The organism is Pseudomonas sp. MLB6B, from assembly GCF_054508135.1.
In genome coordinates this window covers 3532498-3558865 of sequence record NZ_CP199313.1, presented here as the reverse complement: position 1 = coordinate 3558865, position 26368 = coordinate 3532498, and the positions used below count along the sequence as shown (strand labels likewise).

General features: G+C 64.0%; 25 protein-coding genes, 1 pseudogene and 1 riboswitch. Of the genes and pseudogenes, 14 read left to right on the top strand and 12 right to left on the bottom strand.

The genetic code is table 11. The annotated features are described in order from the left end of the window. Nucleotides 1-44: 44 nt before the first annotated feature. The 5 genes from ACSMEV_RS15795 to ribBA form a co-directional block, all read right to left on the bottom strand. Complete coding sequence (locus tag ACSMEV_RS15795; RefSeq protein WP_459205993.1) at nt 45-1193, bottom strand: ABC transporter ATP-binding protein; 1149 nt, start codon at nt 1191-1193, stop codon at nt 45-47. 33 nt (nt 1194-1226) lie between these two features. Next, entirely contained in the window at nt 1227-2036 is an 810-nt protein-coding gene (locus ACSMEV_RS15790; protein ID WP_459205992.1) for an ABC transporter permease, read from the bottom strand. 6 nt (nt 2037-2042) lie between these two features. Next, nucleotides 2043-2948 (bottom strand): ABC transporter permease, encoded by a 906-nt coding sequence (locus ACSMEV_RS15785; RefSeq protein WP_459205991.1) that lies wholly within the window; start codon nt 2946-2948, stop codon nt 2043-2045. Continuing rightward, nucleotides 2945-3970 carry an ABC transporter substrate-binding protein gene (locus ACSMEV_RS15780; protein WP_459205990.1) on the bottom strand — a complete coding sequence of 342 codons (1026 nt, stop codon included), beginning with the start codon at nt 3968-3970 and terminating at the stop codon, nt 2945-2947. Before ACSMEV_RS15780 ends, ACSMEV_RS15785 begins: the two co-directional genes overlap by 4 nt. A 321-nt stretch (nt 3971-4291) precedes the next feature. Next, on the bottom strand, nt 4292-5404 hold the full coding sequence (gene ribBA, locus ACSMEV_RS15775; RefSeq protein WP_459205989.1) for a bifunctional 3,4-dihydroxy-2-butanone-4-phosphate synthase/GTP cyclohydrolase II: 1113 nt from the start codon (nt 5402-5404) through the stop codon (nt 4292-4294). A 70-nt stretch (nt 5405-5474) separates the two neighbouring features. On the opposite strand from ribBA, the gene ACSMEV_RS15770 reads away from it, so the two are divergent. After that, the gene (locus tag ACSMEV_RS15770; protein WP_459205988.1) at nt 5475-5768 is read left to right on the top strand and encodes a DUF1330 domain-containing protein; all 294 of its coding nucleotides are present in this window, start codon (nt 5475-5477) and stop codon (nt 5766-5768) included. A gap of 87 nt (nt 5769-5855) precedes the next feature. Here the strand turns inward: ACSMEV_RS15770 and ACSMEV_RS15765 are convergent, their stop codons facing one another. After that, nucleotides 5856-7175 carry a phosphate ABC transporter substrate-binding/OmpA family protein gene (locus ACSMEV_RS15765; protein ID WP_459205987.1) on the bottom strand — a complete coding sequence of 440 codons (1320 nt, stop codon included), beginning with the start codon at nt 7173-7175 and terminating at the stop codon, nt 5856-5858. Between the two features lie 180 nt (nt 7176-7355). On the opposite strand from ACSMEV_RS15765, the gene ACSMEV_RS15760 reads away from it, so the two are divergent. After that, a complete protein-coding gene (locus ACSMEV_RS15760; RefSeq protein ID WP_459205986.1) occupies nt 7356-8249 on the top strand; it encodes an EamA family transporter in 894 nt (297 codons plus the stop codon). Between the two features lie 197 nt (nt 8250-8446). On the opposite strand, the gene acpP is transcribed toward ACSMEV_RS15760, so the two are convergent. Then, entirely contained in the window at nt 8447-8689 is a 243-nt protein-coding gene (gene acpP, locus ACSMEV_RS15755; protein WP_459205985.1) for an acyl carrier protein, read from the bottom strand. Nucleotides 8690-8927: 238 nt separating this feature from the next. On the opposite strand from acpP, the gene ACSMEV_RS15750 reads away from it, so the two are divergent. After that, on the top strand, nt 8928-9248 hold the full coding sequence (locus ACSMEV_RS15750) for a YbjQ family protein (RefSeq protein WP_459205984.1): 321 nt from the start codon (nt 8928-8930) through the stop codon (nt 9246-9248). Between the two features lie 140 nt (nt 9249-9388). Further along, the gene (locus tag ACSMEV_RS15745; RefSeq protein WP_459205983.1) at nt 9389-9688 is read left to right on the top strand and encodes a hypothetical protein; all 300 of its coding nucleotides are present in this window, start codon (nt 9389-9391) and stop codon (nt 9686-9688) included. Nucleotides 9689-9745: 57 nt separating this feature from the next. Here ACSMEV_RS15745 and ACSMEV_RS15740 read toward each other — a convergent pair whose 3' ends face one another. Further along, nucleotides 9746-10078 (bottom strand): hypothetical protein, encoded by a 333-nt coding sequence (locus ACSMEV_RS15740; RefSeq protein ID WP_296268479.1) that lies wholly within the window; start codon nt 10076-10078, stop codon nt 9746-9748. A 427-nt stretch (nt 10079-10505) separates the two neighbouring features. On the opposite strand from ACSMEV_RS15740, the gene ACSMEV_RS15735 reads away from it, so the two are divergent. Next, nucleotides 10506-12476: a BCCT family transporter gene (locus ACSMEV_RS15735; protein WP_459205982.1), complete on the top strand. Its 1971-nt coding sequence runs from the start codon at nt 10506-10508 to the stop codon at nt 12474-12476. 75 nt (nt 12477-12551) lie between these two features. Here ACSMEV_RS15735 and yghU read toward each other — a convergent pair whose 3' ends face one another. Continuing rightward, on the bottom strand, nt 12552-13388 hold the full coding sequence (yghU, locus tag ACSMEV_RS15730) for a glutathione-dependent disulfide-bond oxidoreductase (RefSeq protein WP_459205981.1): 837 nt from the start codon (nt 13386-13388) through the stop codon (nt 12552-12554). A 199-nt stretch (nt 13389-13587) separates the two neighbouring features. Between yghU and ACSMEV_RS15725 the strand changes: the two genes are divergently transcribed. From ACSMEV_RS15725 to ACSMEV_RS15705, 5 genes and pseudogenes are all read left to right on the top strand, one after another. After that, nucleotides 13588-13974 carry a termination factor Rho gene (locus tag ACSMEV_RS15725; protein ID WP_459205980.1) on the top strand — a complete coding sequence of 129 codons (387 nt, stop codon included), beginning with the start codon at nt 13588-13590 and terminating at the stop codon, nt 13972-13974. A 707-nt stretch (nt 13975-14681) separates the two neighbouring features. Further along, on the top strand, nt 14682-16463 hold the full coding sequence (locus ACSMEV_RS15720) for a sensor domain-containing diguanylate cyclase (RefSeq protein WP_459205979.1): 1782 nt from the start codon (nt 14682-14684) through the stop codon (nt 16461-16463). A gap of 42 nt (nt 16464-16505) precedes the next feature. Continuing rightward, a pseudogene (locus ACSMEV_RS15715) lies at nt 16506-17234 on the top strand (PAS domain-containing protein); the annotation flags it as partial. 78 nt (nt 17235-17312) lie between these two features. Next, on the top strand, nt 17313-17819 hold the full coding sequence (locus ACSMEV_RS15710) for a methyl-accepting chemotaxis protein (protein ID WP_459208363.1): 507 nt from the start codon (nt 17313-17315) through the stop codon (nt 17817-17819). Nucleotides 17820-17971: 152 nt separating this feature from the next. Then, nucleotides 17972-18595 (top strand): SMI1/KNR4 family protein, encoded by a 624-nt coding sequence (locus tag ACSMEV_RS15705; RefSeq protein ID WP_459205978.1) that lies wholly within the window; start codon nt 17972-17974, stop codon nt 18593-18595. A gap of 8 nt (nt 18596-18603) precedes the next feature. On the opposite strand, the gene ACSMEV_RS15700 is transcribed toward ACSMEV_RS15705, so the two are convergent. The 3 genes from ACSMEV_RS15700 to mntP form a co-directional block, all read right to left on the bottom strand. Beyond that, nucleotides 18604-19254 (bottom strand): TIGR04211 family SH3 domain-containing protein, encoded by a 651-nt coding sequence (locus ACSMEV_RS15700; RefSeq protein WP_459205977.1) that lies wholly within the window; start codon nt 19252-19254, stop codon nt 18604-18606. Between the two features lie 168 nt (nt 19255-19422). Beyond that, nucleotides 19423-20796, bottom strand: a complete 1374-nt coding sequence (gene ppnN / locus ACSMEV_RS15695) for a nucleotide 5'-monophosphate nucleosidase PpnN (RefSeq protein ID WP_459205976.1) — start codon at nt 20794-20796, stop codon at nt 19423-19425. Between the two features lie 132 nt (nt 20797-20928). Further along, entirely contained in the window at nt 20929-21495 is a 567-nt protein-coding gene (mntP, locus tag ACSMEV_RS15690; protein WP_459205975.1) for a manganese efflux pump MntP, read from the bottom strand. 6 nt (nt 21496-21501) lie between these two features. After that, nucleotides 21502-21674, bottom strand: a riboswitch (yybP-ykoY riboswitch). A 225-nt stretch (nt 21675-21899) separates the two neighbouring features. On the opposite strand from mntP, the gene tam reads away from it, so the two are divergent. The 4 genes from tam (at nt 21900) to ACSMEV_RS15670 (ending at nt 26133) form a co-directional block, all read left to right on the top strand. Continuing rightward, nucleotides 21900-22676 (top strand): trans-aconitate 2-methyltransferase, encoded by a 777-nt coding sequence (gene tam, locus ACSMEV_RS15685; RefSeq protein WP_459205974.1) that lies wholly within the window; start codon nt 21900-21902, stop codon nt 22674-22676. A 114-nt stretch (nt 22677-22790) separates the two neighbouring features. Then, nucleotides 22791-23501: a YebC/PmpR family DNA-binding transcriptional regulator gene (locus tag ACSMEV_RS15680; protein WP_459205973.1), complete on the top strand. Its 711-nt coding sequence runs from the start codon at nt 22791-22793 to the stop codon at nt 23499-23501. A gap of 190 nt (nt 23502-23691) precedes the next feature. Further along, nucleotides 23692-24636: a LysR family transcriptional regulator gene (locus ACSMEV_RS15675; protein WP_459205972.1), complete on the top strand. Its 945-nt coding sequence runs from the start codon at nt 23692-23694 to the stop codon at nt 24634-24636. A gap of 84 nt (nt 24637-24720) precedes the next feature. Next, on the top strand, nt 24721-26133 hold the full coding sequence (locus tag ACSMEV_RS15670; RefSeq protein ID WP_459205971.1) for a DOPA decarboxylase: 1413 nt from the start codon (nt 24721-24723) through the stop codon (nt 26131-26133). Nucleotides 26134-26368: the final 235 nt, after the last annotated feature.

The following is a 26368-nucleotide window of genomic DNA, read 5'->3' as shown; positions in this document are numbered from 1 at the left end:
CCTGTGCAAGAGATCGCGCGTCCGTTGCGGGCGCGCGTTCGATTTCAGTGGGCGCCGGCCGATTTGCTCAAGTCGCTTTCGGCCCACTCGGTATAGATGCAAGCATCGGCCACTGCCCAACGTACCTTGACCGTATCGCCCGGCTGCATCGGCATGCCCGCAGCCGACAGTGCCTTGACCGTCAGTTCCGTGCCCCCTGCGGTGACCACATGGCAGGTCTGGCTTTCCCCGAGGAACAGCACTTCGCCCACCTTGGCGCCGACTTCGTTCCAGCCGGCCGGCAGTGGCTCGCGCGCGGCCTGTTCGACGCTCAGGGCCAGGGCCTTTTCCGGACGCACCATCACCAGCGCGTCCTGCTCGACGGCAAGGCCTGGGGTCAAGCGGATGGCCAGCGATTGGCCCTCGAACGTACCTACCGCGTTGCCCCGGGCCTTGATACGCAGGAAGTTGGAGTTGCCCAGGAACGAGGCCACGAACGCGTTCGGCGGGTTCTGGTAGAGGTCGTAGCCGGTGCCCAGCCCAACGATCTTGCCGTGGCTGAAGATGGCGATGCGCTGCGACAGGCGCATGGCCTCTTCCTGGTCGTGGGTCACGTAGACGATGGTGATGCCCAGGCGCCGGTGCAGCTGGCGCAGTTCGTCCTGCAGGTCTTCGCGCAGCTTCTTGTCCAGTGCGCCGAGCGGTTCGTCCATCAGCAGGATGCGCGGTTCGTACACCAGGGCGCGGGCGATGGCCACGCGCTGTTGCTGGCCACCCGACATTTGCGACGGTTTGCGGTGGGCGAAGGGTTCGAGCTGCACCAGCTTGAGCATGGCATCGACGCGCTTGGTGGTTTCCGTGGCGCTGAGCTTGCGGATCGCCAGGGGGAAGGCGATGTTGTCGCGCACGTTCAGGTGCGGGAACAGCGAATAGCGCTGGAATACCATGCCGATGTCGCGCTTGTGCGGCGGCACCTGCACCAGGGACTGGCCCTGGACCAGAATCTCGCCGCTGCTCGGGGTTTCGAAACCGGCCAGCATCGACAAGGTGGTGGACTTGCCCGAGCCGCTGGAGCCGAGGAAGGTGAGAAATTCGCCGTCCTGGATCTCCAGGTCGAGGTTGTCCACGGCGGTGAAGTCGCCATAGTGCTTGTTCAGGCCGCGCAGGCTGACCAGGGTCTTGCCAGGCGCTTTGTCTTGGATCACTGCACTCATTTTTATTCTCTCCGCAGACTGCTTTTCACAGGCTCACGCGTTGGCTTCGGTACGCCGGCGCAACGCGGCGGCAATGAACATGACCAGCAGCGACAGGCCGATCAGCAGCGTCGAGGCGACGGCGATGACGGGGCTGAGGTCCTGGCGCAGGGTGGTCCACATCTTCACCGGCAGGGTCTGCAGGTCGGGGCTGGCCATCATCACGCTGAGCACCACTTCGTCCCACGAGACGAGGAAGGCGAACAGCCCGCCGGCGATCATTCCTGGGCGAATGGCCGGGAAGGTCACCTTGTAGATGGCTTGCAGGCGCGAGGCGCCGCAGATCACCGCCGCATCCTCGATGGACTGGTCGAACAGCTTCAGCGAATTGATGATCGAGATGATGGTGAAGGGTAGGGCGACGATCACGTGGCTGACCACGAAGGCGAACAGCGTGCCGGTGTAGCCCAGTTTCAGGAACAGCGCGTACACCGCCACCGCGATGATCACCAGCGGCACGATCATCGGCATGGTGAACAGGCCGTAGAGCATTTCGCGACCGGGGAAACGGCCGCGCACCAGGGCGAACGCGGTGGGCAGGCCCAAGGCGACGGCGGCGACGGTGGTCAGCACGGCGACCTTGAGGCTGGCGAGCGCGGCGTCAATCCACTCGGGGTTGGAGAAGAACTGCGCGTACCATTTGAGCGTCCAGCCCGGTGGCGGGAACACCAGCCACTGCGAGGAGCCGAACGACAGCAGCACGATGAACACCACCGGCAGCAGCAGAAACGCCGCGATGACGCCGGTGGTCAGGTACAGGCCCGTACGTAGCGGGCGACCCATGGCATTGGGGGAGAGGAGCATGGCGGATTACCTCGGGTTGCCGACCGGAGATTCCGGCTGCAGCTTCAGGTACAGGTAGAAGAGCACCAGGGTGATCGCCACCAGCAGCGCGGCGGCGGCGCTGGCCAGGCCCCAGTTGAGGAACGACTGCACCTGCTGGATGATGAACTCGGGCAGCATCATGTTCTGCGCCCCGCCCAGCAGCGCCGGGGTGACGTAGTAGCCGAGCGACATGACGAACACCATCAAGGCCCCGGAGAACAGTCCCGAGCGGCACAGCGGCAGGAACACCTTCCAGAAGTTGGTCCAGGGGCTGGCGCCGCAGATGGAACCGGCCTGCAACACCATCGGGTCGATGGCGTGCATGGTCGCCTGCAACGGCAGCACGATGAACGGAATCATGATGTAGCTCATGCCGATCACCACCCCGGTGAGGTTGTGCACCATCTCGATAGGGGTATCGATGATGCCCATGGCCATCAACGCCTTGTTGATCACGCCCGAACTCTGCAGCAGCACCAGCCAGGAGTAGGTGCGCGCCAGCAGGCTGGTCCACATCGACAGCAGCACGATGTTCAGCAGCCACCGGCCCCAGCCTTTGGGCACCAGGGTGATCGCCCAGGCCAGCGGAAAGCCGAGCAGCACGCTGATCAGCGTCACCAGGCCTGCCACCGAGAAGGTGTTGATCAGGACCCGGGTATAGGCCGAGTTGGCGAACAGTTGCGCGTAGTTGCCCAAGCCCGGCTCGGGTTCCAGCACGCCGCGCAGCAACAGGCCGATCAGCGGTGCGAAGAAGAACAGGCCAAGGAACAGCAGGGCCGGCAGCAGGTTGCGGCTGCCCTTCCAACGCTGGCTCAGGCTCGGGCGACGCACGGGGGCGGCGCCTGTGTCCGGCCCTTGGGCGTTTTGCAAGGCGTTGATGGCGACTTTCATTTGACCAGCCACTCGTTCCAGCGGGCGGCGATGGCCTGGCCGTTCTTGGCCCAGTAGGCGAAGTCCAGGGTCACCTGGTCGGCGGCGTAGGCGGTCGGCAGGTTCTTGGCCAGGTCGCTGTCGAGCTTGGCGACGCTATCGACGTTCACCGGGGCATAGGCGGTCTTGTTGGCGAAGTCGGCCTGGCCCTGCGCGCTGCTGGCGCTGGCCAGGAACTTCATGGCCGCGTCCTTGTTCTTGGCGCCTTTGGGCACGACCAGGAAGTCGGCCATGACCAGGTTCTGCTTCCAGCTCACGCCGACCGGCGCGCCGTCTTGCTGGAGGGCGTACACGCGGCCGTTCCAGAACTGGCCGAGCGAGGCTTCGCCCGAGGCCAGCAGCTGCTGGGACTGCGCACCGCCGCCCCACCAGACGATGTCTTTCTTGATGGTGTCGAGTTTCTTGAAGGCGCGGTCCAGATCGAGGGGGTAGAGCTTGTCGGGCGCGACGCCGTCGGCCAGCAGGGCCAGTTCCAGCACGCCTGGGCTAGGCCACTTGTACAGGGCGCGTTTGCCGGGGTAGGTCTTGGTGTCGAACAGGGCGCTCCAGTCGACCGGCTTGCTGGCGCCGAGCTTGCCTTCGTTGTAACCGAGTACGAAGGAGAAGAAGAACGAGCCGACGCCATGGTCGGAAACGAAGCGCGGGTCGATCTTGTCGCGTTGGATGGTGTTGAAGTCCAGCGGTTCGAGCAGGCCTTCGCTGGCGGCGCGCAGGGCGAAATCGGCTTCGACGTCGACCACGTCCCACTGCACGTTGCCGCTTTCGACCATGGCCTTGAGCTTGCCGTAGTCGGTCGGGCCGTCCTGGACCACCTTGATGTCGGTCTGTTTGCTGAAGGGGATGGCCCACGCTTCTTTCTGCGCATCCTGGGTGGTGCCACCCCAGCTGACGAAATTGACGCTCTCGGCAGCCATGGCCGCCTGGCAAGCCAGGGTCAGCAGGCTGGCGGACAGCACTGCACTTACACGTTTGCTCAACAGCATGGTTACGCCCTCGTTACTTTTGTTATTCGAGGCGGGTCAAGTGCACCCGCCAATCATGTTCGGGGAGCAGCTTTGTACTGGGTGAAGCGACAACGCTAGGTTCGGATGCAGCACGTAAATATCAAGGTCTACGGAATGTCATATTATGGTATTCCAAGATTTTGGCAAGTGATTGAAGGCTACCGGCCATCACTTGTCCTCCACCCCCGAACGTCAGGCTCTTTGGCGGGGGGCGCCTGCGCTCTGCGCGGATGTCTCGGCCAACGGACGGGCGATTTCGTGGCCCGCTGTAGCCCCCGCTCGTGTGCGCCTGATGCGTACTCAAACAGGCTCGAAGGGAATGCTCTGCACCACCTCCAGCTCGTAACCGGCCAAACCCGCGTACTTGAGTGGCGGGCCAAGGTGGTTGAGCTTGCCCACGCCGAGGTCTTGCAAGATCTGCGCCCCGGTGCCGACTTCCGAGTACACCCGCGATTGCCCACGCCGATACGGACGTTGCGGTTGGGTGAGCTGGGGAATGCGTTCGAGCAGCGCCTGGGAGGATTCATGGTTGGCCAGGACCACCACCACACCGGCGCCTTCCTGAGCGACCTTTTCCAGGGCCGCCCATAGGGTCCAGTTGGCGGGGCCGGCGTACTCGGCGCCGACTAGATCGCGTAGCGGATCGATCACGTGCACGCGCACCAGGGTCGGGCGCTCGCGGTGGATCTCGCCCATCACCATGGCCATGTGTACGCCGCCTTCGATACGGTCTTCGTAGCTGACCAAGCGGAAGGTGCCATGCACGGTGGGCAGTTCGCGCTCGCCAATGCGCTTGACCGTGTGCTCGGTGCTCAGGCGGTAGTGGATGAGGTCGGCGATGGTGCCGATCTTGATGCCGTGCTGCGCGGCGAACACTTCCAGGTCGGGGCGGCGGGCCATGGTGCCATCGTCGTTGAGCACCTCGACGATCACCGAGGCCGGGGCGAAGCCGGCCAGGCGCGCCATGTCGCAGCCGGCTTCGGTGTGCCCGGCGCGGTTGAGTACGCCGCCCTCGCGAGCGCGCAAGGGAAAGATGTGGCCCGGCTGCACGAGGTCTTCGGGGCGAGCGTCGGCGGACATGGCGGCGGCGACGGTGCGCGCGCGGTCGGCGGCGGAAATACCGGTGGTGACGCCGCTGGCCGCTTCGATGGACACGGTGAAGGCGGTGCTGAAGGCGCTGCCGTTGGCGGGCACCATCTGTTCCAGGCCGAGGCGCTGACAGTGCTCCTCGGTCAGGGTCAGGCAGATCAGGCCGCGGGCGTGGCGGGCCATGAAGTTGATGGCGGCGGCGTCGCAGCGCTCGGCAGCGATGAGCAGGTCGCCTTCGTTTTCCCGGTCTTCGTCGTCCACCAGCAGGATCATCTTGCCTTGGCGGTAGTCTTCGAGGAGTTCTTCGATGCTGTTGAAAGCCATGCGCTACGCTCACTTCTTGTAAAGGTTGTGGTATACCATCATACACATACCCTCTCGTGGAGCGCAGTGCATGAAAGCCTATTGGATCGCCCATGTCGACGTCAGCGACGCCGCGCAATACCAGCAGTACACCCAACGTGCGCCGGCAGCGTTCCAGGTCTATGGCGGACGTTTCCTGGCCCGTGGCGGGCGCAGCGAAGCGCTGGAGGGCCGACCTACGCCGCAACGCAGCGTGGTGATCGAATTCGACTCCTACGAGCAAGCCTTGGCCTGCTATCGCTCGGCCGAGTATCAACAAGCCTGTGTCCACCGCCAGGGCGCGGCCAAGGCCGAAGTCATCATTGTAGAAGGGTTTGCGCCTTGAACCCTGCCGCGTCGGCACACGGCTGAGGCGGGCCTCGGGGAGGCCGAAAAGTTTTTTGGCGTCAGCCTGTGCAGTACTCGGTCACCCTCACTCGGACGCGGATCGGTCGACCCATACCTCGACCCGGCGATTGCGCAGGCGCTCCTGCCACTGCACGTTGCCCGCCACCGGCAACGCATCGCCCAGGCCCAATACCCGCCACGCCTGCACCCCCTGGCGCGCCAGTTCGCGGCGCACCGCCAGCGCGCGCAGGCGCGAGAGCAGGGCGGCGCGGCCCGGCGTGTCTTTGCGGTCGCTCAAGCCCACCAGCACCACGCCGCCACGCAGCTTACCCGTGGCCCGCAGGTAGCCGGCTACCCGCTGCACGTCGCGCAGGGCCTTGGTGTCGAGCAGGGCACTGTCGGGTTGGAAGCGAAAGCTCACGTTCAGGCGCTCGGCGCTGCCAGCCAGGTGTCGGTAGGTCGGTGGCTGGTCGGGCAGCGGTGCCACGGCGATGGGCACGATCTGCTGCGCGACGAAGCCTTGCGCGGCGACGATGGCCTGGCCCGCGCCGCTTTGGGCGAACGCCGCGAGACCCTGGGCATAGGGCGTGGCCTGCGCGGGTAGATAGAAGTACAGGCGCCGTGACAATGGATAGTCCTCGCTGGCCACCAGCGCTCGACTGGGCGCCATCGCCGGTCCATCGCCGGCTGCGACCGCCAGTGTGCGTGCCGCGTGCAGCGTGCCCAAGCCGCTGAAGCCGATCGCCTGGCGGTCGGCCAGTACCTGGGCCACCAATGCGTCGGCCGACTCGAAGCGCTTGGCCTGGGCCGACAAGCGCAGGCGCTGTGGACGCAGCACCAGGCTGTCGAAGGTCTCGAACGTTCCCGAGCGCCCATCGCGGGCATACAGGTGAATCTCGCCGCCCGCCACGCCCAGTTGCTCCCAGCGTGTCACCTGACCAGAAAAGACCTGCGCCAGTTGTTCGAGCGTCAACTGCCTCAATGAGTTGTCCGGGTGCGTGACGATCGCCACGCCGTCGAGCGCGACCACTTGCTCGCTGGCTGCACTGCGCAAGTCGCCCACGCCGCTCAGACGCTTGAATTCGTCATCGTCGATTGCACGTGAGGCGCTTGCCAGGTCGGCCTGGCCTTCGGCCAACGCAATGAAGCCGGTGCGCGTGCCATGGGCGCCGATGTCGATGCGTATCGGCTGGCCCTGCGCGTCGCGCGCGCGAATCACCCACTCGTTGGCGAGCGCGCCGGGCCGCTGCTCGATGGCGGTCGCGCCGCGCGCCTGCAACATGCCTTGCACCAACGCCGGCACCAAGGCGCTGCCCAGCGTGTTGGAACCCTGGATCCGCAACTGGCTGGGGGCCGCCGAAGCCAGTATCGGCAACAGGCAGAGAAGGGCGATGAGACGCGACATACCAGGCAGGCTCTTGGAGGCGATGCGCGGCAGGTTACGCCGGTGGCGTGTCCAGCGGATGACAGGGACGCAGGACTGTATGGCTTTCTCTAGAGCGATCTGTGCCGCACGGCCCAAGCGCTGTCGCGTTATGCTGTTTCGAGATGTTTCTACAAAAAAATCTGCATAAGGAAACCAGTCGTGCCGCTCAAGGACCTACTGATCGCCCTGGTGGTGATCGTTGCATGGGGTGTCAACTTCGTCGTCATCAAAGTCGGCCTCGATGGCTTGCCGCCGATGTTGCTTGGCGCGCTGCGCTTTTTTCTGGTGGCGTTTCCCGCCGTGCTGTTGGTCAAACGGCCCAAGCTGCCGTGGCGTTGGCTGGCGGCCTATGGCGCGACCATTTCACTGGGGCAGTTCGCCTTTCTTTTCCAAGCCATGTACAGCGGCATGCCGCCCGGCCTGGCATCGTTGGTACTGCAGTCCCAGGCGTTCTTCACGCTCGGCTTCGCTGCACTGTTTCTCGGTGAGCGATTGCGCCCGGCGAGTGTGCTGGGCTTGTTGGTGGCGGCTGCGGGGCTGGCGGTGATCGGTAGCGAAGACAGCGCCCACGTGCCGCTGATCGCCTTGCTGCTGACCCTGTGCGGGGGCGCAATGTGGGGCATGGGCAACATCATCACCCGACGCTTCGGTTCGGTGGACCTGGTGGCCCTGGTGGTCTGGGGCGGCTTGATTCCACCGCTGCCGTTCCTGGCGCTGTCGTGGTGGCTGGAGGGGCCCGAGGCGATCAGCCATGCGCTGCTGAACATCTCGCTGAATTCGCTGTTGGCCCTGGGGTACCTGGCCTTCGTCGCCACCATGGTCGGTTACAGCCTATGGGGCGCCTTGCTGTCGCGGCACCCGGCCGGCAAGGTGGCGCCGTTTTCCTTGCTGGTGCCGGTCATCGGGTTGAGTTCGTCGGCCTGGTTGCTGGGCGAGCGGCTGACGGCGTTGCAGTGTTGGGGTGGGGGGCTGGTGATGTTGGGGCTGCTGGTCAATGTGTTCGGTCCGCGACTGGCGCAACGGTTTCACACACAGCGTAGTCCTACTGCCTGAGATGGGCTGGGCAATCTGCCTGGCTTTGCGGGGCCTCGATGTTCGTACATGCATGCAGCACCTTGGACCGGCAAGCTACATGCACTGCGCGCACTGCACGCACTGCTCGCTGACTGGCTTACATTCGAGCGCGACACCGGCCGCTACCGGGCGGTGTCGCGCTGGACTGGCGCGCGACACTAGACGTTTCTCACCGGTCAGCTGCTCTTGGCGTGCTGGTTGACGTAATCGACAACACTCTGAACGGTAGTAAACGCTTCAATGGGCTCGTCCTGAATCTTGATGTCGAATGCTTCCTCAAGGTCCATGAGTAATTCGGATATGTCGACTGAATCCAGGCCCAGACCATCGACTAACGTTGCGTCAAGCTTGATGTCGTCCGAGATTTTACCCGACTTCTCAGCAATGAGGCTCTTGACGCTTTCAGTGTAATTGGCCATGACAATCTCCAGTTCGTGGGTTATCTCGGCTCTGTTATAGCGATGACTGGACATCCCACGAAACTGGCAGAAATGCTAGTTACCCAGCCCTGAGCAATTCTTGACATCTCATCTTGGAGGCGACGCGCCATCGCAAAGTCTCGAAGTGTTTCGCGACGTTGCATAGGCGGAGCCTGCGCCATGACTTTCCGGGGCTCACCCCTTAAGATCGGTGCGTTGCATTTCCTGGAGACTCAACATGATTGTCACCACAACCTCACAGATCGATGGCCGCCCTGTCGCCCAATACCTCGGCGTGGTCAGCGCCCAGTCGGTTCAGGGCGTCAACTTCGTGCGCGATTTCTTCGCGCGCTTTCGTGACGTGTTCGGCGGGCGCTCGCAAACGCTTGAAAGTGCGTTGCGCACTGCGCGCGAGCAGGCCACCGACGAGCTGCAGCGGCATGCCAAGCAATTGGGCGCGGACGCGGTGGTCGGTGTGAACTTCGAAATCAGCATGCCCAGCGCGCAGGGCGGGATGGTGGTGATGTTCGCCAGCGGTACGGCGGTACGCTTGGCGTGAAGCTTCGCAATCGGCTCGACGGCGTGTGTTTTCGATCAATTCGTTGATCTTGGGCAGGGGATTGGCACATCGCGGTCGTGAGGCCTGCGCAGGTGTGCTTTTCTGTCGGACATTTCAGCAATGTCCACCGGAGAAATCCCATGAGAGTCAGGGAAGATACTTATTGGCAGTGGGCCGACGCCAACCTGCACAGTCGTTGCCATGACGAGGCACTCAGCGATGGTACTTCGTTCGAGGTCCAGGTGCGCTTGTCGCGCCTGGGCGCCACACAGCTGTTCCTGGGCCTGTACAACCGCGAAGGTGCGGCGATCCGCGAAGAGTATTATCGCCAGCGGCCGGGGGAAACCATGACCCGGGCCATGGTCTGGGGTGTGGACCGCGCACGCGCCTTGGCGACCGGCGCCGTCGAGCTATCGCCGCTGGCTAAACGAAAGGCCTGATGCAGTCGCAGAAACGCCCGACCAAAGGCCGGGCGTCAGGGTATAGCGAAGACTGCATCACTCCACCGATTCGATCACCTTCACCGCATCGCGCTCGCGGGCTGCGGGCCATTCCTGTTGCAGCGTTTGCAGCACGCGCGCCACGAATTCAGTGTCGGCGGCTGCCTTGCGCCCCACGAAGCCCTGGCCGCGGCGGTACACCTTGAAGCGCGCGCGCATGCTCGGCAGGTGAGCCTCGAACTGCTCTTCGTGGGAGTTGGGCGGCAGGCGGTCGAGGCGAACCTCGCCGGTCTGGCTGAGCCACAGCAGGTGGTCGTCGAAGCTGTCTTTGCGCGCCGCAAACAGCTGGGCCAATTGATCGATGGTCGGTTTGTCGTTCAGGTTCATCATAAAGCCCCCATTACCCATTGTCTGGTGTCGTTCCGAGTGTTCGCCACAGGCGTGTAGCGCACTACCAAAGCTGCTACAGCAGCATTGCAACAAGGGGCTTTCTCACGCTGTCTTTTGGACAGTTCCCGCTCCAGAGACGGTTTGCGTTACCGCGCAAGCCGCCTGGAATACCCGTGCCAGTGTCCCCGATCAGGGAGACGGTTCGATCATGCCCAAACTTCTGGAAGGTCGTCAATAATTTTGTAGTGAAAGTTTTTGGCCACTACATATTGTCGAACAATCCGCTTTGTCGTGTAGGCTGACGCGCGCTTTTACCGTTTCAACGCCGACATCGCCGTCGATACGAACCCTGCCCGAGGAACGGGGTCAGGGGAAAGCCGCATTCATAAAAGCGCCGTCAAGACGCCATAGCAGGAGATTCACCCGCATGCCGACAAAGCCTGACCCTGAAAGCAAATCCAGTATCAATCCTCCCGTCTTTTGGATAGCGGCCCTGTTGCTGCTTGCACTGGTGGTTTACGCCAGTGTGTTTCAAACCCACGCGCAAGCGCTCTTCGGCCATATCCAGGGCTGGATCATCGGTAACGTCAGTTGGTTCTATATCCTTGCGGTGGCGATCATTCTCGGCACCGTGGTCTTTCTTGGGGTCAGCCGCTATGGCGACATCAAGCTCGGGCCCGACCACAGCACGCCCGACTACAGCAGCGCCACCTGGTTCGCCATGCTGTTCTCGGCCGGCATGGGCATCGGTCTGATGTTCTTCGGCGTCGCCGAACCGGTCATGCACTTCGCCAAACCGCCTTTCGGCGACGGCGGTACGGTGCAGGCGGCGGGCGAAGCCATGCGCATCACGTTCTTCCACTGGGGGCTGCACGCCTGGGCGATCTACGCCATAGTGGCGCTGATCCTGGCCTACTTCAGCTTCCGCCATGGCTTGCCGCTGACCTTGCGTTCGGCGCTCTATCCACTGATCGGTGAGCGCATCTATGGCCCCATCGGGCATGCCGTAGACATCTTCGCCATCATCGGCACAGTCCTTGGCGTGGCCACTTCGCTGGGCTTTGGCGTGTCGCAGATCAACACCGGGCTCAATGCGCTGTTCGGTGTCCCCGTGTCGATTCCAGTCCAGATCGCGCTGATCATCGGCACCACGTTCCTGGCCACGGTGTCGGTGGTGGTTGGCCTGGACAAAGGCATTCGGCGGTTGTCCGAGCTCAACCTGGGCCTGGCGGTGCTGTTGCTGCTGATGGTGATGGTCCTGGGGCCGACCGTGCTCATCCTGCAGACCTTCGTGCAGAACACCGGTGGCTACCTGAGCGAAATCGTCAGCCGCACCTTGAACCTCAACGCCTACCAACCGACCGACTGGATCGGTGGCTGGACGCTGTTCTACTGGGGCTGGTGGCTGGCCTGGTCGCCCTTCGTCGGGCTGTTCATCGCGCGTATTTCCCGCGGCCGCACCATCCGCGAGTTCGTCACGGGGGTGTTGTTGGTGCCGACCGGTTTCACCCTGCTGTGGATGACTGTGTTCGGCAACACCGCCATCCACATGATCCTCGACCAGGGCTTCACCGACTTGGCCGAAGCGGTGAACCGCGACACGTCGCTGGCCTTGTTCGCCTTCCTCGAACACTTCCCGTTCTCCAGTGTGATCAGCACCTTGGCCATCGTCATGGTGGTGGTGTTCTTCGTCACCTCGGCCGATTCCGGCGCCATGGTGGTCGACATGCTGGCCTCGGGCGGGCAGGAGAACACACCCGTTCGCCAGCGCATTTTCTGGGCGTCGAGCATGGGCCTGGTGGCCATCGCGCTGTTGCTCGCCGACGGCCTCACGGCGTTGCAGACCGCCACCATCGCCAGCGCCTTGCCGTTCACCGTCGCCTTGCTGTTCAGCATGCGTGGATTGCTCAAGGCCCTGAAGCTAGATGCCACCAAGCGCGGGCTACGCCATCAGGCGCTGGCGATTTCGCCGACCGCCTCACGAGGGGCCAGCAATTGGCAGCGCCGCTTGCGCACCTTGGCGATGTTCCCGCGTCGCTCCCACGTGCTGCGCTTTATCAGCGACGTCGGTTTGCCGGCTTGCCAATCGGTCGCCGAAGAATGGCGCCGCCAAGGCTATGAGTGTGCCGTTGAGCAGGGCGAGGAGGGCGATGTGACGCTCAAGGTCGGGCCGAGCGAAGATACGTTCGTTTATCAGATCCGCCCGCAGGCCTATGCGATGCCCAGCTTCGTCAGCAGCGAGGCCGACGGCGAGGAGCGCAAGTATTTCCGTGCCGAAGTGCATTTGCGCGAAGGCGGCCAGGACCACGACGTCATGGGCTGGTCGAAGGATGAGGTGATCGGCGACATCCTCGATCACTACGAGCGCCACCTGCACTTCCTGCATCTGGTGGGATGAGATGCAAAAAGGGGCCGCGAAAGCGGCCCTTTTTCGCGCAGGTATCGCCTGTACTACGAACGCCTTGGCGATGCCTCAGTCCAGGTCGGCCGCGCTGTGGCGTTCCGGCACCCGGGTCTGTTCGTCTCCCCAGGTGCGGTTGACGCGCAAGCCACGCTGCACGGCCGGCCGTGCAGCGATGGTCTCGGCCCAGCGCAACACATGGGGGTACTCTTCGACGGCAAGGAATTCGGCCGCGTTGTATACCGTGCCCTTGACCAGTTGGCCGTACCACGACCACACCGCGATGTCGGCGATGCTGTAGTCGTTGCCGCCCAAATACGGGCTTTCTTCCAGGCGGCGATTGAGGACGTCGAGCTGACGCTTGGCTTCCATGGTGAAGCGGTTGATGGCGTATTCGATCTTCTCCGGTGCATACACGTAGAAGTGGCCGAAACCACCGCCTAGGTAAGGCGCCGCGCCCATCTGCCAGAACAGCCAATTGAGCGTTTCGGTGCGCGCCACGGGCTCGGTGGGCAGCAGGGCACCGAACTTTTCTGCGAGATACAGCAGGATCGAGCCGGATTCGAACACCCGCTGCGGCGGCTCGACACTGAGGTCGAGCAGGGCGGGAATCTTCGAATTGGGGTTCACGTTGACGAAGCCGCTGGAGAACTGATCGCCTTCACCGATGCGGATCAACCAGGCATCGTATTCCGCGCCGGTGTGGCCTAGAGCGAGCAGCTCTTCGAGCAGGATGGTGACTTTGACGCCGTTGGGCGTTGCTAGCGAATACAGCTGCAAGGGCTGTTTGCCGACCGGCAGTTCCTTCTCGTGGGTTGGCCCGGCGACCGGACGATTGGTGCTGGCGAATTTGCCACCGGAGGCGGCGTCGTTGCGCCAGACCTTAGGGGGGACATAGGCATTGCTCATGGGGGCTCCTCGATGTGGAAACGATGATGCGTCTTGGAGTGGACCGGTGAGGGTGGGTGGGGTTCGAACGCGGTCGGCGAAGTCATGGTCGCAATCACCTCCGAAGCGGGCCGCGCTGTCGACCGCTGGTCCAAAGCCAGGCACTCCTCGGCGGCTAGGCCATTCTACAGATCAGGCCCAACCATCAGGAGCGAACCTCATGCCTCAGGGTGACAAGACCAAATACACCGCCAAGCAGAAACGCAAAGCCGAACACATCGAACAGCAATACCAGAGCGAGGGTCTGTCGGCCGAGCAAGCCCAGGCCCGCGCCTGGGCTACGGTCAACAAGCAGTCGGGTGGCGGTGAGAAGGCTGGCGGCTCGGGGCGTAAAAAGTCCAGCAGCGCAAAGGCCACCGCACGTTCGGACTCGGCCAAGCGCGCCGCCAAGTCCCGTGAAGCGCACGACCGAATGTCCAAGGCGTCGTTGGAATCGCAGACGAAGGAAAGCTTGCTCCAACAAGCGCGTACTCAGGACATCAAAGGGCGATCCAGCATGAGCAAAGCCGAACTGATCGCCGCCTTGCAGCATCACGCCAAACATTGAGACGAAAGGCGCCGGGCCCTGTGTGCAAAGCCAGGGTCCGCGTGCCAGTCAGCGTGCCGAAAACCTCATGCATCTCCAAGGCGAGCGCGCGGTGCGTGCCTGCTACCGCACTTCGTTCCTAGATCGGCCGACTCACATAGGCCAGCGCCTGTTCAGCGGGGCAATCCAAAAAGCGCGTCGCTACGAATGCTCGATGCGGGGATTAACACTTAAGTATTAGTTGTAAGCGGATTCGATACTGTCGTCCTTTGTCGATTAAAGCATTCCTAAATTTCAGGTACATGCGTTTACAGATTTAGGTTGGGCGGTCGATATATAAATAACTACGTATGTCTCGTCGACAATCGAAATCATTCGCCCGTCATGTTAATGACGGCAATTAACCGACGATTATCAACCGATTTTAATTCGATGAAAAAAGGCGGCGACGCGGAACGATCGAGCAGGGCGTCTGTCTGCTTGGTGGCTCATGGCCATGAACCAGGATTGATCCGATATTCCGGGCGCTTGGGCCTTACAGCCAACGGTTTTTGATGTGCCACAATTCTGTCAGTTATCGATTTTCGCAGGCCCTTTTTGAACCATTTTCAATACCCCGACCTTTCACAACCCGTCATTGAAAACATTAATGGCGAAATGATGGCTATGTCTCCGGTTTTTTGTGATGCTGACTTTACGCAAATCGCGACCAGGCCAACGAGGGTGCAATGAACGGCGTACCCATCCCTTTCAACGAACAACAGCGTTTGGCCAAGCTCGTCGGGTTGTGCGTCATGCACGACGACGCGCGCGGCGAGCTGCGACCTTTGGTAGAGTTGGCCAGCGTCTATTTCAAGGCGCCCATCTGCCTGATCTCGATCGTCAGCGACCGCCAGCAGTGGTTCATGGCCAAAACCGGCCTGGCCGCAGACAGTACGGAGCGTGACGTTTCGTTCTGCGCCCATACCATCGTGCACACGCAGCCGTTCGAAGTGCTCGACGCATCGGTCGACCCGCGTTTTGCGGCCAACCCGCTGGTCACCGGCGAGCCGGGCATCCGCTATTACTGCGGGATGCCGCTGATGGTCGAGCAGACCTTCGCCATCGGCAGCCTCTGCATCATCGACACGGCTGCGCGCCCTGCCATGAACGTCACCGACCGGGCCATGCTGGCCAGCTTCGCCGAGTGCGCTATGCGCATCATCGAGGGTATTCGCCAGCGTAATTTCCTCGACCATCCGACCGGGCTGCTCAACCGCATCAAGCTCGAATGCGACGTCAAGGATCGCCTGGCGCGGCGCGAGCGCTTCAGCCTGATGGCCTTCGACGTGATCCAGGCGTCGGCGCTCAACGAAGTGGTCAAGGCCCTGGGGTACAACTTCGCCCATGACCTGACCTTGCAGATCAAGGAGCGCCTGGTTCGCCAGGTCGGTCCCGACCTGCAGCTGTACCGCATCAGCCCCACGCGTTTCGGCACCCTGGTGCCTGCCCAGTACGACGTCGAGGCCCTGGCCGCGCGCATGGTCGAAACGTTGCAAGAACCCATCGAATGCCACGGCATCCCGGTGCCCTTGGACGTAGGGGTGGGGGTCGGCCATATCGGCGAAGGCGATGGCGACGGTGTCGACCTTGAGTGGCTGCGCCGCGTGGTGGCCGCCGCCGATGCCGCGCGGCGCAATCCCACGCGCTATGCGGGCTATCAGCCCGAAGCCGATGCGGCGCAGCGGCGTGCCTTCATTTTGTTGTCGTCGTTGAGTACGGCGCTGCTCGGCCACGACCAGTTGCAGTTGCACCTGCAGCCGCGCATCGACCTGCGCAGCGGTGCCTGTTGCTCTGCCGAGGCGCTGTTGCGCTGGCAGCACCCCGAGCTTGGCGCCATTTCGCCGGCCGAATTCATTCCCTTGGTCGAAAAGACCGCCTTGATGCCCTTGCTCAGCCACTGGGTGATGAATGAGGTGCTTGCAATCCTGCTGCGCACGCGTGGCCAGGATTTCAGCGTGAGCATGAACGTCAGCGCTGGCGATCTGGAAAGTCCTGCCTTCATGGACGCGCTGCTGGTTGGTCTTGAACGTCATGGGTTGAGCAGCACGCGGGTGCAGTTGGAGTTCACCGAAAGCCTGTTGGTGGAGCACCTCGAAATGGTCCAGCAGCAACTGGCGCGGGCCCGCGCGGCCAACATCGACATCGCCATCGACGATTTCGGTACCGGCTACAGCAATTGGGCCTACCTCAGCCGCATTCCGGCTTCGGTGGTCAAGCTCGACCGCTCGCTGATCCAGCAGTCGGCGGCCTGCTCGCGCGAACGCATCTTGGTCCGTACCATCGTCGAACTGTCGATCGAGCTGGGATACCGCGTGACCGCCGAAGGCGTCGAAACGCTCGAACAGTTGTCCCATGTGCGCGCGCTGGGCTGTCACGAGGCACAGGGTTTCCTGATTGCCCGACCCATGCCCAGCGCAGCGTTCGAAGCCTGGCTGCACACGGCCGGCGCGGCACGGGCGCTTGCCTGAAGCCGCCGCCACCTCTCCTTCAACCCACAGTAGGTCTTGATCATGTTCAACCGGCATCTGAAAGCCACGTTGGCCGAGCGCGAAGCCGATCTTGCGCGCGCCGTACAGTTGCTGAGCCTGATGGACCAGGCCGGTATCGTCCTCAGGCTGGATGCCGATAACCGTGTCACCGAATGCAACGCCGCCTTCACCCGGGCCCTGGGCTATGCCGATGCGCAGGTCCTCGGCCAGAAGCTGTCCCAGCTGGTGCCTGGCTACGTGTCCAAGCTGCCGTGTTTCCATGCCTATGCCAAGGCCGTCGCGGCAGGTGTCCCGGTGCGCGACGACTACCGCTTCCTGCGCGCCAACGGTAGCCTGGCCTGGTTGCGCCTGACCTGGCACCCAGTGCGCGATGCGCAGGGTGCGCTGCAACAGATCGTCGGCTATGGCTGCGACGTGTCTGCGGAAGTCAGCCTGGCGCGGGAAAACCAGGCGTTGCTCGATGCGTTGCTGCGTTCGACCGCGACCATCCAGTTCAATCTCAATGGCACGGTGCTGGGGGCCAACGAGCAGTTCCTCGCCAGCATGGGCTATAGCCTCAATCAAGTGGTGGGCGAACACCACCGCATGTTCTGCGAACCCGAATACGCGGCAAGCTCCGCCTATGCCGAGTTCTGGCGCACTCTCAACGCCGGGCAGTACGTCAACGGACGTTTCAAGCGCCTGGACAGCCGTGGCCGCGAGGTATGGCTGGAGGCCAGCTACAACCCTGTCAACGATGCCGAAGGCAACCTGGTGCGTGTGGTCAAGTTCGCCTCGGTGGTGACCGACCAGGTGCAGCGGGAGAACGAGGTCAGGCGTGCAGCGCAAATGGCCCTTGAAGTGTCCAATAGTACCGATGTCAGCGCCAGCGAAGGCGCGTCCGTCGTGGATCAGGCGGTATCGACCATGCAAAGCGTTTCGCAGCAGATGCAGTCGGCGGCGGTCACCATCGAGGCGCTGGGCAAGCAGTCGGTGGTGATCAGCTCGATCGTGCAGACCATCGGCGGCATCGCCTCGCAAACCAACTTGCTGGCGCTCAACGCCGCCATCGAGGCGGCGCGCGCCGGCGACCAGGGCCGCGGTTTCGCCGTGGTGGCCGATGAGGTGCGGCAACTGGCGGCGCGTACCAGCAAGGCCACCGAAGAGATCGTGGGCGTGGTTGCGCAGAACCAGACCCTGGCCAGCCAGGCGATCGTGGAGATCGAGAACAGCCAGAGCAGCGCTGCGCTGGGCTTGTCGTTCGCGTCCCAGGCCGGAACTTCGATCAGCGACATCAAGGAGGGGGCCAGGCGTGTGGTGCAGGCGATCAGCCAGGTGAACCAGGACCTGTCTTGAGACACGGGGTAAAGTGTGGCTACGAAGCGAGCGAGCGCGGCATCGAGCCCATGGGGTTCGACTATCTGCACGGCATCGAGCGCCGACACCCCGTTCGGCCTTGCCTGGCAGCGCTTGGGCGACCCTGACACACAGACTTATCGGAACCCTCCATGACCCAATACCGTGGACTCTTGCTGGAAGACACCGGCCAGCCGGCCAGCGAAGAAGCCATCGCCTCGCTGGAGGCCCAGCTGGGCGCACGCTTGCCTGACGACTATCGCGCGTTCCTGCGCAGCATCAATGGCGCCGATCTCGACTACGACGTGGCCGTGACCCTGGCCAACGGTGAGCGCGATGTCCTGAGCTTTACGTTGTACGGCCTCGACGCGCAGAGCGAATGGGGCGCCAACCCGTTCGAGCTTGGGCAGTTGCGCGAAACCGACGGCTTTCCGTCGAGCGGGCTGTTGCCCATCGGTCGCGACGGTGGCGCCAGCGTACTGCTGTTGGACCTGCGCGAAGGTCGTCAACAGGTGGCGGCCATGGTCGCCGGGCTGCCGGCCTGGACCGGGCGGCGCCAGCAGGGCGACGAGTACGTGGTGCTGGCCGAGTCCTTCGACGCCTATCTGGCGCTGCTGCATCTATCGGACGCGACCGTGGCCGGCCATATCGAGCGTTTCATGGTCACTCCCGACAGCATTGCCGCCACCCTCGAATGGTTCGACAGTGGCAGCCCGGGGTGGCGCGAACGTTTCCGTGAGCAGTGGAACGCGCGCATCGTTCAAGCGCCGATCTGAGGCGCGGTTCAGAACCAGCGGTCGTTGCGTTTGCGGCCGCGGGTCAGAGCCGGCAGGATCAGGCCGGCCAGCAGCCCGGCGCCGGCGATGCTGCCGCCATAGACCATGTAGCGCATCATCACCTGTTTGTTTTCATCGCCCAGGCGTGCCTGGGTGTCTCTGAGGGCCGATTGGCTTTCGTCGAGCTGTTCGCTGAGGGTGGTATTGCGCGCTTGCAGCTCATCGACCAGCGATTTGCGCGAGTCGAGGGTCTCCTGCATGCCTTGTACGCGGTTCTTCCAACTGTCGTCGATGGTCTTGAGCTGGCCGGAGAGTTCGTTGACCTGGGCTTCGAGCTGCGGCACGCGCTCGTTCTGGCCGGGCACGGCTTGCAGGTCGCTGGTGAGAATCCACACCTGGTCGCCGTTTTCGCCACGTACCTGGCTGTAGTTGCCTTGGGTGCCCAACAGCGTGACTTTCTGTCCGGATTTGAGGTTGCCGACGATGCGATGACCGTCCGTAGGGCCGCTGCGCACATAGGTGCTCAGGCTGTCGCTGACCCAACGGGCATCGTTGGCCTGGGTCTCGGCGTGGGCCGGCGCGGCGAGCACGGCCAGGGCGGCGAACAGGCTGCCGCGCAGGACGGCAAGGGCGGGGAGGGCGAGGCGGGAATCAGGCATATCGATCTTCGCTGGAACGGGACGAATGAAGGCCCCATGCAGCGGGCCGTGATTCGGTCGGGTGGGTTGACCGTCAGCCAAAGACCATTTTTATAGCGGCAGGTTCACCAGTGGGTGTAGGAAAACACAGCGGATGTTGGAGCGGCCGGGTGGCCGCTCCGACGCCGTTCAGCTCACCACTTGATAGCACGGCACGTACGCAGCGCCGCCTGGCAGCTTCATCCGGTGCTGGTCGACGAACGCCTGCAACAGGCGTCCCAGCGGGTCGAGCACCGCGCTGTCGCCGCGGATCTGGTACGGCCCGTGGCGCTCGATCAGGCGGATGCCGTTGTCCTTGACGTTGCCCGCGACGATCCCGGAAAACGCCCGGCGCAGGTTGGCGGCCAGCTGGTGCGGCGGCAGGTCGCGGCGCAGGCTGAGGTTGGCCATGTTCTCGTGGGTCGGGTCGAACGGGTGCTGGAAGCCCTCGTCGATCTTCAGCAACCAGTTGAAATGGAAGGCGTCGTTACGCTCGCGGCGGAACTGTTTGACCTCCTTGAGCCCTTCGACCATGTGCCGCGCCACGGCAGCCGGGTCGTCGATGATGATCTGATAATGCCGCTGCGCTTGCTCGCCCAACGTGGCGCCGACGAAGGCATGCAGCTGCATCAGGAAGGCTTCGGCGCTACGCGGGCCGGTCAGCACGACCGGGAAGGGCAGCGAAGCGTTGTCCGGGTGCATGAGAATGCCCAGCAGGTAGAGGAATTCCTCTGCCGTACCGGCGCCGCCGGGGAAGATGATGATGCCGTGGCCCACGCGCACGAAGGCTTCCAGGCGTTTCTCGATGTCGGGCAGGATCACCAGTTCGTTGACGATCGGGTTGGGCGCTTCGGCGGCGATGATGCCCGGCTCGGTCAGGCCCAGGTAGCGGCTGCCGGCCATGCGCTGCTTGGCGTGGGCGATGGTCGCCCCCTTCATCGGGCCCTTCATCACGCCAGGGCCGCAGCCGGTGCAGATGTCGAGTTTGCGCAGGCCCAGTTCGTGGCCAACCTTCTTGGTGTACTGGTATTCCTCGCTGCTGATCGAATGGCCACCCCAGCACACCACCATCTTCGGCTCCACGCCGGGGCGCAGGGTGCGGGCGTTGCGCAGCAGGTGGAAGACGTAATCGGTGATGCCCTGGGAGCTTTCCAGGTCGATCCGCTGGCTGGCCAGCTCGCTCTCGGTGTAGACGATGTCGCGCAGGGCGCTGAACAGCATTTCGCGGGTGCTGGCGATCATTTCGCCGTCGACGAAGGCGTCGGCCGGCGCATTGAGCAGCTCCAGGCGCACGCCGCGGTCCTGCTGGTGGATGCGTACTTCGAAGTCGCGGTAGGCCTCGAGGATGGTCTTGGCATTGTCGACATGGGCGCCGGTGTTGAGGATGGCCAGGGCGCACTGGCGGAACAGGGTGTAGAGGGTGCCGGAACCGGCTTCGCTGAGTTGCTGAACTTCACGTTGCGACAGCGTCTCCAGGCTGCCTTTGGGGCTGACGGAGGCGTTGATGACGTTGCGTGTGGGCATTGGGTCTTTCCTGTGCAGGTAGAACATCCTTCTCTGTCGCCACCATACCGACAAAACCGGGCGGCAACGAGGGGGCAGGCGAAAAGCCTGCGGTGCCCGGTCCAGACACGCTGGGCCGGGCACGTCAGCGCGTCACTGCGCCGACAGGTGCTCGTAGAGGATAGTCGCGCCGATCAGCATCAGCACCACGCCGCCCAGGATTTCCGCACGCTTGCCCACCAGGGTGCCGAGTACCCGGCCGAGCATCACCCCAAGGGTGACCATGACCAGGGTCGCACAGCCGATGGCAGCGGCCGCTACCAGGATGTTGACGTCGATGAAGGCCAGGCCGATACCCACGGCCAGCGCGTCGATGCTGGTGGCGAAGGCGGTCAGGGCGAGCATCGTGAAACCGTGCTGGGTGGGCTTTTCCGCTTCCTCGTGGTCGGCCTGCAAGCCGTTGTGGATCATGTGCAGGCCCAAGAGCAGCAAGAGGGTGAAGGCGATCCAATGGTCCCATGCTTGCACGTAACCGCTGGCCGCCTGGCCGATGGCCCAGCCGATCAGCGGGGTGATGCCTTCGATGACGCCGAAGATCAAGCCGGTGCGCAGCGCTTCGCTCAGGCGCGGGCGGTGCAGGGTGGCGCCTTTGCCGATGGCCGCCGCGAACGCGTCGGTGGACATGGCCAGGGCCAGGAAGAAGAGGGAAATGGGATTCACGGTCAGGATCCGGTCGGGCTATGAGTCAACGACGCGACCACACGCCCGACCTTAGGCATGGATGCGTCGTTGGTCTCGCCAATCCGAAGATGTCCACGCCACGGCGGCTGCCGAGAATGTTGACGTGAACGCGCGGTGCCCAAGGCCGCCAGCGCAGGCTACTCCCCAACGAGGGCGGGCATTATGCCCGTTGGTGTCGAGAAACGGAATGCTTGTGTGGCGATGGCTCGGCTTGCGATTTCCCGACGATGAGCCACTGCGCCTGCCGGCCGGTCCGCGCCATCCCGCCACAGGGCCATGATCACACCTACGGATACCGAGGGTAGCCCCACCCGCAAACGGTCAGGCTGGCAATCGCGAACAGCTGCCTTATGCTGTTGCCCATCCCTTCCAAGGAGTCGCCCATGTCCTGGTCCGCCAGCCAATACGTTCGTTTCGAAGACCAACGCACGCGCCCGGTGCGCGATCTGCTCGCGGCCGTAGCGCCGCGCCCCGTCCGCCATGCCACGGACCTGGGCTGCGGGCCGGGCAACTCCACCGAGGTGCTGCTGCAACGTTGCCCCGACAGCCAGGTGACCGCCCTGGACAACGATCAGGACATGCTCGACCAGGCCCGCCAGCGCCCCCGCCTGAACGTGCCGCGCGTGCGTTTCGAGCAGGCCGACATCGCCCAGTGGAGCGCCGCGCAGCCGCAAGATCTGATTCTGGCCAACGCCTCCTTGCAGTGGGTGCCAGAACACCGAACGCTTTACCCGCATCTGGTCGGACAACTCAGCGAGGGCGGTAGCCTGGCCGTTCAAACGCCCGACAACCTCGACGAACCCGCGCATCGCCGGCTGCGCGAAGTCGCCGGCAGTGGCGAATGGGCCGCTACGTTCGCCGACTTCAGGCTGCCGCCACGCCACGCCGCGCCGTTCTACTTCGAGCTGCTGGCGCCGCTGTGCGAGCGGGTCGACGTCTGGGGCACCACCTACCACCACCCCCTGGCCGGCGGTGTGGACGCTGTGGTCGAGTGGTTCAAGGGCTCGGCGTTGCGGCCCTACCTGGCGCGCCTCGACCCAGCCGGGCAAACGGCGTTCCTGGCCCAGTACCGCGAGGCCCTGCGCGCGGACTACCCGGGCGCCGACGACGCCCAGGTGCTGCTGGCCTTTCCGAGGCTGTTCGTGGTCGCCACCCGCTAAAGCGCGCGGCGGTGGGGTGTACGGAGTTGTCGACACTTGGCCGAGGGCGTATAAACTGCACCCCACCTTGGCCGGTCGCTTCCTGAATCGGCCAGCGAAACCTAGAGAGTCGTCATGGGCGCACAGTGGAAAGCCAAACATAAAGAAGCCGCGGCCAACGCCAAAGGCAAGGTCATGGGCAAATTGGCCAAGGAGATTCAGATCGCCGCCAAGTCGGGTGCCGATCCGGACATGAACCCGCGCCTGCGCCTGGCCGTGGAGCAGGCCAAGAAGGCCTCGATGACCCGCGAGACCCTGGAACGCGCCATCCGCAAGGGTGCGGGGCTGGACGGCGACACCGTGCAGTACACCGCCGTCACCTACGAAGGCTTCGCGCCGCATCAAGTGCCGCTGATCGTCGAATGCCTGACCGACAACGTCAACCGCACCGTCGCCGAGATCCGCGTGGCCTTCCGCAAGGGCCAGCTTGGCGCCAGCGGCTCGGTCTCGTGGGACTTCAACCATGTCGGCCTGATCGAAGCCACCCCCGAAGGCGATGCCGACCCGGAAATGGCCGCCATCGAAGCCGGTGCCCAGGATTTCGAGGAAGGCGAAGAGCCGGGTTCGACCCTGTTCATCACCGACACCGGTGATCTGGGCGCTGTGCAGAAAGCCCTGCCCGAGCACGGCTTCACCGTCACCTCGGCCAAGATCGGCTACACCCCGAAGAACCCGGTCGCAGCCAGCAGCCTGAGTGCCGAGGCCCTGGCCGAAGTGGAAGCCTTCCTCGAAGCCATCGACCATCACGACGACGTCCAGAACGTCTACGTCGGCCTCACCGAGTGACCGAGCGCGCCGGGGCCCGCGCGTGGCCCCGGCGACCCTGAACCGCGACCAATGCGGTTGGCGTTTGCTCGCATCTCATGGCAGCGCCGAGCGCCTTTTCGCGTTCACGTCCCTTACAACCCCTCCAGGGTCGATGTCCGCCTGGCAGGTGCCCTGCAAGCTCGCTTCCCACACCGTCTAGGCCCCGCCCATGAACGCCGCGTTCGCCGCCCTGAGCCTCGCCCACCTGCGCACCCTCGACTGCCTCCTGCACCTGAAGAACCTCAGCCACGCCGCCCAGCGCCTGGGGTGCAGCCAATCGGCGTTGAGCCGGCAATTGGCGCACCTGCGCCAAGCGTTCGACGACCCGCTGCTGGTACGCCAGGGTCGCGGTTACGTGCTCAGCGAGCGGGCCGAACAGTTGCGTACGCCGCTACAGGCCGTGCTGCACTCGCTCAGTGCCTTGCCGCAACCCGCTGCGTTCGATCCCGCACGCTGCACCCGACGCTTTTGCCTGGCTGCCTCGGACTACGTGGCCGAGCACATGCTGCCGTTGCTGGTCGCCGCCCTGGCGCAGGAAGCGCCAGGCGTTTCCTTGGGTTTTCGCACTTGGCAGGCGGGCGACTACCCGTTGCTGGCCAACGGTGAGATAGACCTGGCCACCACGCTGTTCGACGACTCGCCGCCCAACCTGCATGGCCGGGTACTGGGCGAGGACCGCGTGGTCTGCCTGATGCACCAGGACCATCCCCTGGCCGCCGCCGAGCGCTTGAGCCAGACCGACTACCTGGCCTACGGGCACGTGCGTATCTGCGCCGGTGGCGACAAGGACAGCTTCGTCGACCGCCACCTGCGCGAGCACGGCTTGCAGCGCCGCATCGCCCTGGATGTGCCGTTCTTCACCGCCACCGTGCAGGTGGTGGCCAGCACCCATTACCTGGCCACATTGCCCGAACACATCGCGCGCCAGTTGTGCTTGCGCCACCCCCTGACCTGGCGCGCACTGGATTTCGTCGAGCACACGCAACGCTACTGGGTGGTGTGGCACCAGCGCTGGCACGGCTCGCCCGAACACCGCTGGTTGCGCGAACGGGTCTTTGCGCTGTGGTGCCATTCGCAGTTCAGCGTGCCGGGCAGCGCACCGCTTTCGCCATAGCAGCTATGCGCCCGGCGCGGTACTGCGGGTACCGTTGCCGGCCTACACTGGCGCATCGTTCAATCGTGCCCAGGAGCCCGTCGCATGACCCCCGAACAGTTTCGCCAGTACGGCCACCAACTCATCGACCTGATCGCCGACTACCGCCAGACCGTGGCCGAACGACCGGTTATGGCCCAGGTCGAGCCCGGCTACCTGAAAGCTGCGCTGCCCACGGCCGCTCCGCAGCAGGGCGAGCCTTTCGAGGCCGTGCTCGAAGACGTCCAGCGCTTGGTGATGCCGGGTTTGTCTCACTGGCAGCATCCGCAGTTCTATGGCTATTTCCCTTCCAATGGCACGCTGTCGTCGGTGCTGGGCGACTTTCTCAGCACCGGCCTGGGCGTGCTCGGTCTGTCCTGGCAATCGAGCCCGGCGCTCAGCGAGCTGGAAGAAACCACGCTCGACTGGCTGCGCCAGGCGCTGGGCCTGTCAGGGCAGTGGAGCGGGGTGATCCAGGACACCGCATCGACCAGCACCCTGGTGGCCTTGATCTGCGCCCGAGAACGCACCAGCGGCTACGCCTTGACCGCAGGCGGCCTGCAAGCCCAGGCCAGGCCGCTGATCGTCTACGTCAGCGCCCAGGCCCACAGTTCGGTGGACAAAGCCGCACTGCTGGCAGGATTTGGCCGCGACAACATCCGCCTGATTCCCACCGACGCCCACTACGCCTTGCGCCCCGAGGCCTTGCAGGCGGCCATCGAGCAGGACCTGGCCGACGGCCTGCAACCTTGCGCGGTCGTCGCCACCACCGGCACCACGGCCACCACCGCCCTCGACCCGTTGGACGCCATCGGCGCCATCGCCCAGGCCTATGGGTTGTGGCTGCACGTCGATGCCGCCATGGCCGGTTCGGCGATGATCCTGCCGGAATGCCGCTGGATGTGGCAGGGCATCGAGCGCGCCGACTCGCTGGTGGTCAACGCGCACAAGTGGTTGGGCGTGGCCTTCGACTGCTCGCTGTACTACGTGCGCGACCCGCAGCACCTGATTCGGGTGATGAGCACCAACCCCAGCTATCTGCAATCGAGCGTCGACGGCCAGGTGAAGAATCTGCGCGACTGGGGCATTCCGCTGGGTCGCCGCTTCCGCGCGTTGAAGCTGTGGTTCATGTTGCGCAGCGAAGGGCTGGACGCTTTGCAGCAGCGGCTGCGGCGAGACCTGGACAATGCCCGCTGGTTGGCGGCGCAGGTCGAAGCCGAGGCGGATTGGCAGCTGTTGGCGCCCGTGCACTTGCAGACGCTGTGCCTGCGCCACTGCCCGCCAGGGCTCGATGGCGACGCGCTGCAAGCTCATACCCAGGCTTGGGCCGCGCGGCTCAACGCCAGTGGCTCGGCCTACGTGACCCCCGCGCAGTTGCAAGGGCAGTGGATGGTGCGGGTCTCGATCGGCGCGTTGCCGACCGAACGCGTTCATGTGGAGGGGCTGTGGGAGGCGCTGCGTAAGGCGGTCAGGGGCTGAAGCCCCTTCTTTGGGTCAGGCGGGATGGGGTCTGGTCAGCTATGGATGGTGGCAGGCTATCGGCCCCCTAGAGCGGTTCTATTAGAACTGTCTCAAAGCTCGTCTACGCTCTTTCGAGGGGTTGCCCGGCCTGGTCGGGCGCCGCTTGGAATCGCCAGTGTCCGGCGACCCTGCCGACCCAACACCAGATCGCGCACTTTTGACGCGGCCGACTTTTGCAGGCACAACGCGCAAC

What these genes read in the sequence shown, in the direction of transcription:
- ACSMEV_RS15680 (WP_459205973.1), top strand. Translation starts at nt 22,791, where the DNA reads ATGGGCGCACAGTGGAAAGCCAAACATAAAGAAGCCGCGGCCAACGCC.
- ribBA (WP_459205989.1), bottom strand. Translation starts at nt 5,404, where the DNA reads ATGGCTTTCAACAGCATCGAAGAACTCCTCGAAGACTACCGCCAAGGC.
- ppnN (WP_459205976.1), bottom strand. Translation starts at nt 20,796, where the DNA reads ATGCCCACACGCAACGTCATCAACGCCTCCGTCAGCCCCAAAGGCAGC.
- ACSMEV_RS15745 (WP_459205983.1), top strand. Translation starts at nt 9,389, where the DNA reads ATGAGAGTCAGGGAAGATACTTATTGGCAGTGGGCCGACGCCAACCTG.
- ACSMEV_RS15725 (WP_459205980.1), top strand. Translation starts at nt 13,588, where the DNA reads ATGCCTCAGGGTGACAAGACCAAATACACCGCCAAGCAGAAACGCAAA.
- yghU (WP_459205981.1), bottom strand. Translation starts at nt 13,388, where the DNA reads ATGAGCAATGCCTATGTCCCCCCTAAGGTCTGGCGCAACGACGCCGCC.
- ACSMEV_RS15700 (WP_459205977.1), bottom strand. Translation starts at nt 19,254, where the DNA reads ATGCCTGATTCCCGCCTCGCCCTCCCCGCCCTTGCCGTCCTGCGCGGC.
- ACSMEV_RS15780 (WP_459205990.1), bottom strand. Translation starts at nt 3,970, where the DNA reads ATGCTGTTGAGCAAACGTGTAAGTGCAGTGCTGTCCGCCAGCCTGCTG.
- acpP (WP_459205985.1), bottom strand. Translation starts at nt 8,689, where the DNA reads ATGGCCAATTACACTGAAAGCGTCAAGAGCCTCATTGCTGAGAAGTCG.
- ACSMEV_RS15670 (WP_459205971.1), top strand. Translation starts at nt 24,721, where the DNA reads ATGACCCCCGAACAGTTTCGCCAGTACGGCCACCAACTCATCGACCTG.
- ACSMEV_RS15740 (WP_296268479.1), bottom strand. Translation starts at nt 10,078, where the DNA reads ATGATGAACCTGAACGACAAACCGACCATCGATCAATTGGCCCAGCTG.
- ACSMEV_RS15790 (WP_459205992.1), bottom strand. Translation starts at nt 2,036, where the DNA reads ATGCTCCTCTCCCCCAATGCCATGGGTCGCCCGCTACGTACGGGCCTG.
- ACSMEV_RS15720 (WP_459205979.1), top strand. Translation starts at nt 14,682, where the DNA reads ATGAACGGCGTACCCATCCCTTTCAACGAACAACAGCGTTTGGCCAAG.
- ACSMEV_RS15795 (WP_459205993.1), bottom strand. Translation starts at nt 1,193, where the DNA reads ATGAGTGCAGTGATCCAAGACAAAGCGCCTGGCAAGACCCTGGTCAGC.
- ACSMEV_RS15765 (WP_459205987.1), bottom strand. Translation starts at nt 7,175, where the DNA reads ATGTCGCGTCTCATCGCCCTTCTCTGCCTGTTGCCGATACTGGCTTCG.
- ACSMEV_RS15735 (WP_459205982.1), top strand. Translation starts at nt 10,506, where the DNA reads ATGCCGACAAAGCCTGACCCTGAAAGCAAATCCAGTATCAATCCTCCC.
- ACSMEV_RS15675 (WP_459205972.1), top strand. Translation starts at nt 23,692, where the DNA reads ATGAACGCCGCGTTCGCCGCCCTGAGCCTCGCCCACCTGCGCACCCTC.
- ACSMEV_RS15705 (WP_459205978.1), top strand. Translation starts at nt 17,972, where the DNA reads ATGACCCAATACCGTGGACTCTTGCTGGAAGACACCGGCCAGCCGGCC.
- tam (WP_459205974.1), top strand. Translation starts at nt 21,900, where the DNA reads ATGTCCTGGTCCGCCAGCCAATACGTTCGTTTCGAAGACCAACGCACG.
- ACSMEV_RS15710 (WP_459208363.1), top strand. Translation starts at nt 17,313, where the DNA reads ATGGCCCTTGAAGTGTCCAATAGTACCGATGTCAGCGCCAGCGAAGGC.
- ACSMEV_RS15785 (WP_459205991.1), bottom strand. Translation starts at nt 2,948, where the DNA reads ATGAAAGTCGCCATCAACGCCTTGCAAAACGCCCAAGGGCCGGACACA.
- ACSMEV_RS15770 (WP_459205988.1), top strand. Translation starts at nt 5,475, where the DNA reads ATGAAAGCCTATTGGATCGCCCATGTCGACGTCAGCGACGCCGCGCAA.
- ACSMEV_RS15750 (WP_459205984.1), top strand. Translation starts at nt 8,928, where the DNA reads ATGATTGTCACCACAACCTCACAGATCGATGGCCGCCCTGTCGCCCAA.